General features: G+C 71.1%; 4 protein-coding genes, 1 tRNA gene and 2 pseudogenes. 3 read left to right on the plus strand and 4 right to left on the minus strand.

What is annotated here, in order from left to right:
- Positions 1-221: 221 nt before the first annotated feature.
- Together A6302_RS10140 and A6302_RS10145 are read right to left on the minus strand one after the other, a co-directional pair.
- Positions 222-2788: pseudogene (locus A6302_RS10140) on the minus strand (ABC transporter permease).
- Between the two features lie 3 nt (positions 2789-2791).
- On the minus strand, positions 2792-3496 hold the full coding sequence (locus A6302_RS10145) for an ABC transporter ATP-binding protein (RefSeq protein ID WP_069306940.1): 705 nt from the start codon (positions 3494-3496) through the stop codon (positions 2792-2794).
- 303 nt (positions 3497-3799) lie between these two features.
- On the opposite strand from A6302_RS10145, the gene A6302_RS10150 reads away from it, so the two are divergent.
- The 3 genes and pseudogenes from A6302_RS10150 to A6302_RS10165 all read left to right on the plus strand — a co-directional run bounded on the left by A6302_RS10150 (position 3800) and on the right by A6302_RS10165 (position 7038).
- On the plus strand, positions 3800-4426 hold the full coding sequence (locus A6302_RS10150; RefSeq protein ID WP_245294011.1) for an arylesterase: 627 nt from the start codon (positions 3800-3802) through the stop codon (positions 4424-4426).
- A 161-nt stretch (positions 4427-4587) separates the two neighbouring features.
- Positions 4588-5640: an aldo/keto reductase gene (locus A6302_RS10155; protein ID WP_069306942.1), complete on the plus strand. Its 1053-nt coding sequence runs from the start codon at positions 4588-4590 to the stop codon at positions 5638-5640.
- A 244-nt stretch (positions 5641-5884) separates the two neighbouring features.
- Positions 5885-7038, plus strand: a pseudogene (locus tag A6302_RS10165) (SDR family NAD(P)-dependent oxidoreductase).
- A 605-nt stretch (positions 7039-7643) separates the two neighbouring features.
- On the opposite strand, the gene A6302_RS10170 reads toward A6302_RS10165, so the two are convergent.
- Together A6302_RS10170 and bcsN are read right to left on the minus strand one after the other, a co-directional pair.
- Positions 7644-7718, minus strand: a tRNA-Gly gene (locus A6302_RS10170).
- Between the two features lie 391 nt (positions 7719-8109).
- Positions 8110-8987, minus strand: an 878-nt coding sequence (gene bcsN / locus A6302_RS22880; RefSeq protein ID WP_169833553.1) for a cellulose biosynthesis protein BcsN, incomplete at its 5' end; no start/stop codon positions are given.

Raw genomic sequence — 8987 nt, forward strand, 5'->3', positions numbered from 1 at the left:
GGACGTGTTGGATGGGTCCGCCGGTCGCGGCGGATCTCTGCTGCCAATATGGGAAGATATTGCGACCTCAACAAGACGGAATCGACCGCCGCAACCGGGCGAGGGCCGGATTCTTGTCCCGTTGGTTTTTCTGCGCTTTCCCGGCCGTCGCCCGGACCGTCCGTTGCGATCAGGACGCCCCTTGCGCGCGGCCCCTCTTCCGGGCCGCGCGGACAGGCGGATCAGAGGTCGCGCAGCACGGGGGCCGCCTTGCGGCCGAGGATTCGCCAGGTGCCGAGCAGGCCGAGGCCGACGGTGAGCAGCAGCGCGCCGACGGCGGCTCCGAATGCGACCGCCGGATCGAAGCGGGCATCGACGTTCATCAGCCCTTCCAGCACGCCATAGGCGGCGAGCCAGCCTGCGATGACGCCGAAGGTGGCCGTGGCCAGACCCAGCAGCAGGTATTCGGCGGCATAGGCACCGAGGATGCGGGCGCGGGTGGCGCCGAAGGTCTTCAGGATCACCGCGTCGTAGATCCGCTGGCGATGGCCGGCGGCGAGCGCCCCGGCCAGAACCAGCACGGAGGAAATCAGCGCGATGCTGGCCGCCGCGCGGATCGCGGTCGCAAGCTGCGAGACGATGCCGTTCACCGCCTCCAGCACTTCCTTGACGCGTATCACGGTCACGGTCGGGAAGTCGCGCACCACCGCCTTCATCAGCGCCACCTCGTCCCCCTCGCCCGCGTCCTGTGGGAAGGTGGTGGTGGCAAGCTCCGAATGCGGCGCGCCGGCGAAGGCGTTCGGCGAGAACACCATCACGAAGTTGATCGCCAGCGAATCCCAGTCGAGCTCGCGGGTGTTGGCGATCGTCGCGGTGATGTCGCGGCCGAGCACGTTGACGGTGACCTCGTCGCCGATCGACAGATCGAGGAGGTTCGCCAGTTCGTCCTCGAAGGAGACAAGCGCCGGGCCGTCATGGTCGGCGGCCCACCACTCGCCGGAGGCGAGCGTCGAGGCCTTGGGCAGATCCTGCGAATAGGTGACGCCGCGTTCGCCCTCCAGCGCCCAGCGCGCGTCGTCCGGCGGGTCGATCTGGTCGACCGGCACGCCCTTCAGCGCGGTGATGCGGCCGCGCAGCATCGGCACCCGCTCGATGGTAACGCCGGGAGACGTTTCGGCGACGAGCGTCTCGAAGGCGGTGGCCTCGGTCGACTGGATGTCGAGGAAGAAGAAGGCCGGCGCCTTTTCGGGGATCTGCTCGGTGAGCTGGCGGTTGAGGTTGCTGTCGATCAGCGCGAGGGTGACCAGCAGCGCGAGGCCGAGGCCGAGCGAGAGCACCACCGACAGGGTGAGACCGCCGGCCCGGTGGATGTTGCGCAGCGCCAGCCTGAGCGCGGTGGAGCGCGGCGCCGGCGCGCGGCGGGCCAGCGCCATCACCCCGTGGGCAACCCCGAACAGCAGCACGAACGCCCCGGCGGCAGCCCCCACGAACACGATCGCGACCATCCGGTCATAGGCAAGCAGCACGGCGAGGCCGGCAAGCGCCGCGACCGCGCCGAGCGTGGCTGCCATGTAGGCCAGCCGGGGCCGCCCGCCGCCGGGCGCGACCCGGTCGCGGAACAGCGCGCTGACCGGCACGTCATGGGCGCGGCCAAGGGTCCAGACGGCAAAGGCGATGGCGGTGAGGAAGCCGTAGAGCGCGGCGAGCGCCAGTTCGACCGGGTAGATGCCGAATTCGATCGGCAGGTTGAGCGCCGAGGCAAGCGCGCCGCCGCCGAGGAAGGGCGCGGCGACGCCGATGGCAAGGCCGATGGCAACACCGACGGCGGTGATGGCAAGGATCTGCATCAGGTAGACCGCGACCACGAAGCGGCCGGGCGCGCCCAGCGCCTTCATCGTCGCGATCTGGTCGCGGCGGCGGTCGAGGAAGCTCTTGACCGCATTGGTGACGCCGACGCCGCCGACGAGCAGGGCGGTGAGGCCGACGAGGGTCAGGAATTCGGCGAAGCGGTCGATGTTGCGTTCAAGGCCACGCGCGGCATTCTCACGGCTGCGGACGCGCCAGCCGGCCTCGGGAAAGGCCTTTTCGGCGCTGTCCACAAAGGCGGCAAGCGCCTCGTCGGTGGCCGGCGGCGGCAGCTTCACCCGCGCCGTCCAGCGGATCAGGCTGCCCGGCTGGATCAGACCGGTGGCGTCAAGCCCCAGCCGGCTCATCATCACCCGGGGGCCGAAATCGATGCCGGTGCGACCCGGTCCGGCTCGGCGGCAATCGCGTCGCTGATCCGGAATTCGGCCCGGCCGATCGACACCGTGTCGCCGGCGGCAAGGTCGAGCCGGGCGAGCAGCAGCGGATCGACGGCGATGCCGAAGCGGCCGTTCCGTTCGGCGAGGGCATCGGCCAGCGTGCCGCCGGCCTCGAGCCGCATCTCGCCCACCAGCGGATAGGCGCCGTCGACCGCCTTGATGTCGATCATGGCGCTGTTGTCGTCGGCTGTGCGGGCCATGGCGCGCAGGCCGGCGATTTCCGACAGGGTGCCGGCGGCGGTGAGGAAGGCCCGCTCCGCGTCGGTGAGTTCGCGCTGGGCCAGCGAGAAGGACACGTCGCCGCCGAGGATCACGCCGCCCTCGGCGGCAAGGCCCTCGGTGATCGCCCGCGTGGTGGCGCCGACGCTGGCGATGGCCGCGACGCCGATGGCGATGCAGGCGATGAAGATGGCAAAGCCCGAGAGCCCGCCGCGCAACTCGCGCAGGGCAAAGCGGGCGGCGAGCCGGAGGCCGGGGCCGGCTGATGAGGCAACGAAGGCGGCCATCGATCAGACGCCCAGCGCGGCGGGGGCGGCACGGGCGCCCGACACGATCTCGCCGGAGCGCATCACCACCTGCCGGTCGCAGCGGGCGGCAAGCGTGCGGTCATGGGTGACGATGATCAGGGTCATGCCACGGGTCGCGCTCGCCTCGAACATCAGCCGGACGATCTCCTCACCGGTCTCGAAGTCGAGATTGCCGGTCGGCTCGTCGGCGATCAGGATGGCCGGACGCGGCGCCAGCGCGCGGGCGATCGCCACGCGCTGCTGCTCGCCGCCGGACATCTCCGCCGGATAGTGGGTGAGGCGATGGCCGAGGCCGACCGAGACGAGTTCGGCCCGCGCAAGTTCGAAGGCATCGGGCGTGCCGGCAAGTTCCAGCGGCACGGCGACGTTTTCCAGCGCGGTCATGGTCGGCAGCAGGTGGAACGACTGGAAGATGATGCCGACATTGCGGCCGCGAAAGCGCGCCAGACCATCCTCGTCGAGCGTGTCGAGGCGGGAGCCGGCAATCGTGACGCTGCCGGCGCCGGCCCGTTCCAGCCCGGCCATCACCATCAGCAGCGTGGACTTGCCCGACCCCGACGGGCCGAGGATGCCGACGGTCTCGCCGGCGGCCACATCGAGATCGACGCCCTTGAGGATGTGAACCCGGCCCGCACCCTCACCGAGGCTGAGGTCCACTTTTTCGATCTCGATGACTGGTCTTGCCACGCGGGTCGGCCCTATATGCTGGAAGATGAACGGACGCCGGCGCGCAAGGTTGTGCGCGGCAATCCGGCAGATATGGGTTTTCGCACCGCGATATCCAGACGTCGAGGGTGCAATCGGACCCGGCCGCGCACGATCCGGTGATCGGTGCCGGCAATCGGCCCGGTGATCGGCCCGGTGATCGGCGCCGTACGGAATGCCGCGGCCGGGGCTGCGACCCGGACGCATCCCTCTCCGCCCGGCCGCCTCCAGCCGGCGGATCCGCCGAGACAGCAAGCGAGATCGACAGTGGCTTCATCGCGTGGTTTGACACTCCTCTCCATCCTGCTCCCGCTCGCCTTCGCGGCGGCGCCCGCCGCGGCCGAGCCGGTGCGGATCGTCGCCCTCGGCGACAGCCTCAGCGCCGGCTACGGCCTCAATGCGGCCTCCGAGGCCTTTCCGGTCAAGCTCGAGGCGGCGCTGAAGGCGAAGGGCCACGAGGTGACGGTGCTCAACGCTGGCGTCTCCGGCGACACCGCCAGCGGCGGCCTCGCCCGGCTCGACTGGTCGGTCGGCGCGGATGCCGATGCGGTGATCCTGGAGCTCGGGGCCAACGACGCCCTGCGCGGCGTCGACCCGGCGCGGACCAAGACGGCGCTGGATTCGATCCTCGCCCGACTGGGCGAGCGCGGCGTGCCGGTGCTGCTGGCCGGCATGTATGCCCCGCCCAACATGGGCGACGACTACAAGGCGCGCTTCGACGCGATCTATCCGGATCTCGCCGAAAAGCATGGCGCGATCCTCTATCCCTTCTTTCTCGACGGCGTCGTCGCCGATGCGAAGCTGAACCTGCCCGACGGCATCCACCCGACCGCCGAGGGCGTCGACGTGATCGTCGAGCGCATCCTGCCCGCGGCCGAGAAGCTCGTGGAGGCGGCCCGGTCCCGGTCCTGACGGTTCGACCCTGACCGACGACCCCGCCTGCGATCCGGATCGGCGGCAGCGACCTCCCCCCTCGCCGCCGCGCCGCGCTTCCTCTAGTCTTCCAGCGACTTTTTCCTTCCTTCCCTTCGCCGGCGCCTTTCCGCCGGCGTCCGCATGTCCGGAGCTTTCCCATGAAGATGCGTCCCCTCGGCCGCACCGGCCTGTCCGTCAGCGCCGTCTGCCTCGGCACCATGACCTTCGGCGAGCAGAACACGAAGGAGGAGGGCTTCGCGCAGATGGACCTTGCCGTGGACCACGGCGTCAATGTCTTCGACGCGGCCGAGCTCTATCCGATCCCGCCCAGGCCCGAGACCCAGGGACGCACCGAGGAGATCGTCGGCCACTGGCTCAAGGACCGCGGCCGCCGCGCCGACATCCTCCTTGCCACCAAGGTGATCGGCCGCTCGGAAATGCGCTGGTTCCGCGACGATCGCGCCGAAGGCCGCCTCACCCGTCCGCAGATCATGGAGGCGGTGGAGAAATCCCTTCGCCGGCTCAGGACCGACTACATCGACCTCTACCAGCTGCACTGGCCCGAGCGGCCCGTGACCGGCTTCGGCAGCAACCCGGTGCGCTGGCAGAGCCCGCCGCCGGCTGCCGACGAGACGCCGATCGAGGAGATTCTCGGCATCCTCGACGAGCTGGTGACCGCCGGCAAGGTCCGCCACATCGGCCTGTCCAACGAGAGCCCGTGGGGCGTGATGCGCCATCTGGCGCTGGCGGAGGCCGGAAAGGGCCCGCGCGTTGCCTCGGTCCAGAACGCCTACAGCCTCGTCAACCGCACCTTCGAGGCCGGCCTTGCCGAGGTCTGCGAACGCGAGGACGTCGGCCTGCTCGCCTATTCGCCGCTGGCCCAGGGCTATCTCACCGGCAAATACCAGGACGGCGCCCTGCCGGCCGGCAGCCGCAAGCAGCTGTTCAACCGGCTGCAGCGCTACGAGAAGCCGGGCGCGGCCGAGGCCTTTGCCGACTACGTGCGGATCGCCCGCGACTTCGGCGTCGACCCCGCGCTGTTTGCCAATGCCTTCGTCACCTCGCGGCCGTTCGTGACCTCGAACATCGTCGGCGCCACGTCGGTCGACCAGCTGAAGGTGGCGCTCGCCAGCGCCGACGTCGCCTTCACGGCCGAAATGGAGGCCGCCGTCGACGCCGTCCACCAGCTGCGCGGCAATCCCTGTCCGTGAGCGGGACGGCGCGGCCGGCCGCCGGGCACGAAGGTGCAGATCGGCACGGAACAATTCCCCGCTGCGGCGGTTTCGAGCCTGGCGACCCAACCGGAACGTGAAGTCCCGGCCGGCGCCGCAGCCGAGGAAACGCCGTGCACCACCTCCACCCAGCCCCCATCCGCACGTTTTCGAGCTCCGGTCATGCGTGGACCGACGTCGCCTGTCGCGGCGCCGCCCTCCTGCGGGAGGGCCGGGCATGACCATGTTCCCCCATCCCGCGATCCGGCCGCTGGCCGGCGCCTCGATCACCCGCCGCAGCCAGCTGCGCCGGCCGGTGCTGATCACCGGCGGCTGCGGCTTCATCGGCGCGCGCCTCGCCGAAAGCTATCTCGCCGAGGGCGAGGAGGTGCTGCTGCTCGACAATCTCTCCCGGCCCGGCGCCGCGGCGGCCCGCGACGGGCTGATCGCGCGCCATGGGACCCGGGTGCAGCTGCTGTCTGGCGACCTCAGGGACGAGGAGGCGGTGCGCCGCGCGGTGCGCGAGTCCCGAGCCGTGATCCATCTCGGCGCGCAGACCGCCGTCGCCGCCAGCCTCGACCGGCCGCTCGCCGACTTCGACATCACGCGCGGGGCACGCTCAACGTGCTGGAAGCGGCCAGGCTCGAAGGCCGCCGGATCCCGGTGATCTTCGCCGGCACGACCCGGGTCTACGGGGCGCTGTCGGACCTGCCCGTCCGGGAACTCGAAGATCGCTACGTCCCCGTCGACGACAAGGTCGCCCGCCTCGGCCTGGCCGAGGACTGCGAATTCGACTGCTCGACGCCCTTCGGCTGCTCCAAGGGCATTGCCGACCAGTATGTCCGCGACTATGCCGCCTCCTATGGCGTGCCGACCGCCGTCCTGCGCTTCGGCACCGTCTATGGACCCGTCCCGGACGGCGCGGACAGCGCCTCGTCCGGGATCAGCGGGCTGATCGCCCGCGCGGTGCGCGGCGAAGCGATCCGCCTGCCCGGCGGCGGCAAGAAGGTGCGCGACCTGCTCCATGTCGACGATGCGGCGGCGGCCTGCCGCGCGGCGCTCGGCGCGGTCGAGATGATCGCGGGCCGGGCCTTCAACGTCGGCGGCGGACCGGCCAACGCCGCAAGCCGGCTGATGGTGCTGGAGGAGATCGCCGCGATCACCGGCCTGCGGTCCGAGGTGGTCACCGAGCCGGCGCACCCTGCCGACCCGCCCTATTTCGTCAGCGACAGCCGCCGCATCCTGTGGGGCGCCGGCTGGCGGCCGAAGGTCGGCTGGCGCGACGGGCTGCAGGAGACCGTGCGCAGTCTGACCGTCGGTGGCGCCCTGCCGCTCGCCGCGCCGGCCGCCGGTCTTCTTTCGGCCGGACAGATCGGCGGGCGCAAGATCTCGGCGTGACAGGCGGAGACGAGCGGGGCGGACGGGCGGCAGGTGCCGCCCGCAGGTCGGCGCGTGGACCGTCCGACGCCGTTGACGAAGATGTGATCGCCCGGCCGATCACGATGGTCAGCCGGCGGCGCGGCGGAAAGATCTCGATAACCTTCCAGGGTTCTCGTGAAGGGAGCGGCGGCATTCCGGCCGCGCCAGCGTCCCTTCGGGAGATCCGTTCCGCCCATGCTGAAGATCGTCAACGGCTACATCTGCACGTCCGGATGCGACGTCGCCGCGGCGAAGAAGGGCAAGGACCCGAAGAACCCCCATGACGATCCGGTGAAGGCGGAACAGCGGGAGGAGGCCGAGGCGCTGAAGCGCGGCGAGGATCCGGACGAGACGAAGCGGCTGTCACCGGTCGAGGAAGCCCAGGCCATGACCGCAGCCGGAGACGATCCCCGTCGGCGCGGCGGCGACCGGGCCCGGGAGTGGGGCGGCGTGTCGACATCTACGCGTGAGGCGGACGCGCGACGCAGCGCAGAGCCATGGTCGCAGCCTGCCGTCGCGACGCGAGGGAGCAGACGCGTGGACGCGCTGCCCGAAATCATCATCACTCTCGACGGAAGAGAAACTGGAGCGGGCGATGGGATTCGAACCCACGACCCCAACCTTGGCAAGGTTGTGCTCTACCCCTGAGCTACGCCCGCATATCCAGTTCGTGCCGGCCGGCCTTGGGAAGGCGTCGTTGCCGGAGCCGCGCCTATATGAACCAACTCGGTTTCGATTGCAACAGGGAAGATGCGGGAAATCCGCGCGGAGGTGGAAATTGGCGCGAGAGAACGCTAACCGATTGGCCGAAATGTATTTTCCGCAAGACCCGCCATCGGCAGCCGCCGAACCTGCGTGAGGTCCGGGAAGAAGTCCCTTCGCCCGGCCAGACCTTCGCCCCTGGCATCGCCCGCCGTTGGGCGTCGGGGACCAGGGATGCGAGCCTGCTGCCTGCGGGGATCCCCGCCGCCACGCCGCCGGAGTGCGGCCTCTCGCCCCGCGCGGCAAATCGCATCGCCGGGATCGGTGGCCCGCCGCCGGCGCCAGCCCTCAGCCCTGCGGCAGCGGAATCACGGGGGCAACCTGATCGGGCGCGGCGGCGTCTCCGATCCTAGCGCCCGGCGTATCCGCCGATGCGCGGCCCGGTCCCGGCGACGTGGCCGTCATGGATCGAGGGGCGCCAATGCCTGCGGCGCTGTCCGCCGGCAGCGGAATCGCCGGTCCCTCCGTCGGCGCGGCGACTTTCGGCTGTTCTTCGGCGACCTTCGGCTGTGCCACACGGGGGGCCGCTGCTACCCGGCGCGACGGGCGGTCCGTCGCACTTTCCTCATGGTCCGGCGCGGCGGCGCTGGCGGCGGGCACCGTGAGGCCGAAGCCGGCGCCGGCGGCGGCCAGCGCATCGCCGGGCGTGCCGGCGGCGAAGGGGGCATCGACCACGTCGCCGAGCACGGGCGACAGCCGCAGGTCCTGCATCACCCCGGCAAGATCGGCGTCGCGGTCCGTGCTGCACAGCCGGACGCGCAGGCTGACCGGGCGAATGCGGGCGATGCCGGTGACGCGGGCGAGCGCGCCGGGATCGGCCCGGTCGAACCACTGCCAGCCGTAGAGACAGCGGCCGTCGCCGGTCTCGGCGATCACCTCGCCGAAGGGTCCGTAGGCATTGGTGCCGCCGCTCATCGCGCTGTCGAGCCGGGCGCCGGGCACGGCCTTCGCCAGTTCGGCGGCGATCGTCGCCGCGGCCGGCGGGCGCAACAGGTCGGCGCGAGCGCCGTCCGGTCCCTCGATCTCCACGGTGATCGCATTCTCGCCGGCCACCGTGCCGGGGGTGCGGAAGGTGATGCGCTGCAGCCGCGATTTCGGCGTCTGCGCGGCGTTGACGGCCAGCACGGCGCCGGCGGCGGCCGGCGGCACGACCCAGGCGGCGCCGG

The sequence above is a fragment of the Methylobrevis pamukkalensis genome, from assembly GCF_001720135.1.
GTDB lineage: Bacteria > Pseudomonadota > Alphaproteobacteria > Rhizobiales > Pleomorphomonadaceae > Methylobrevis > Methylobrevis pamukkalensis.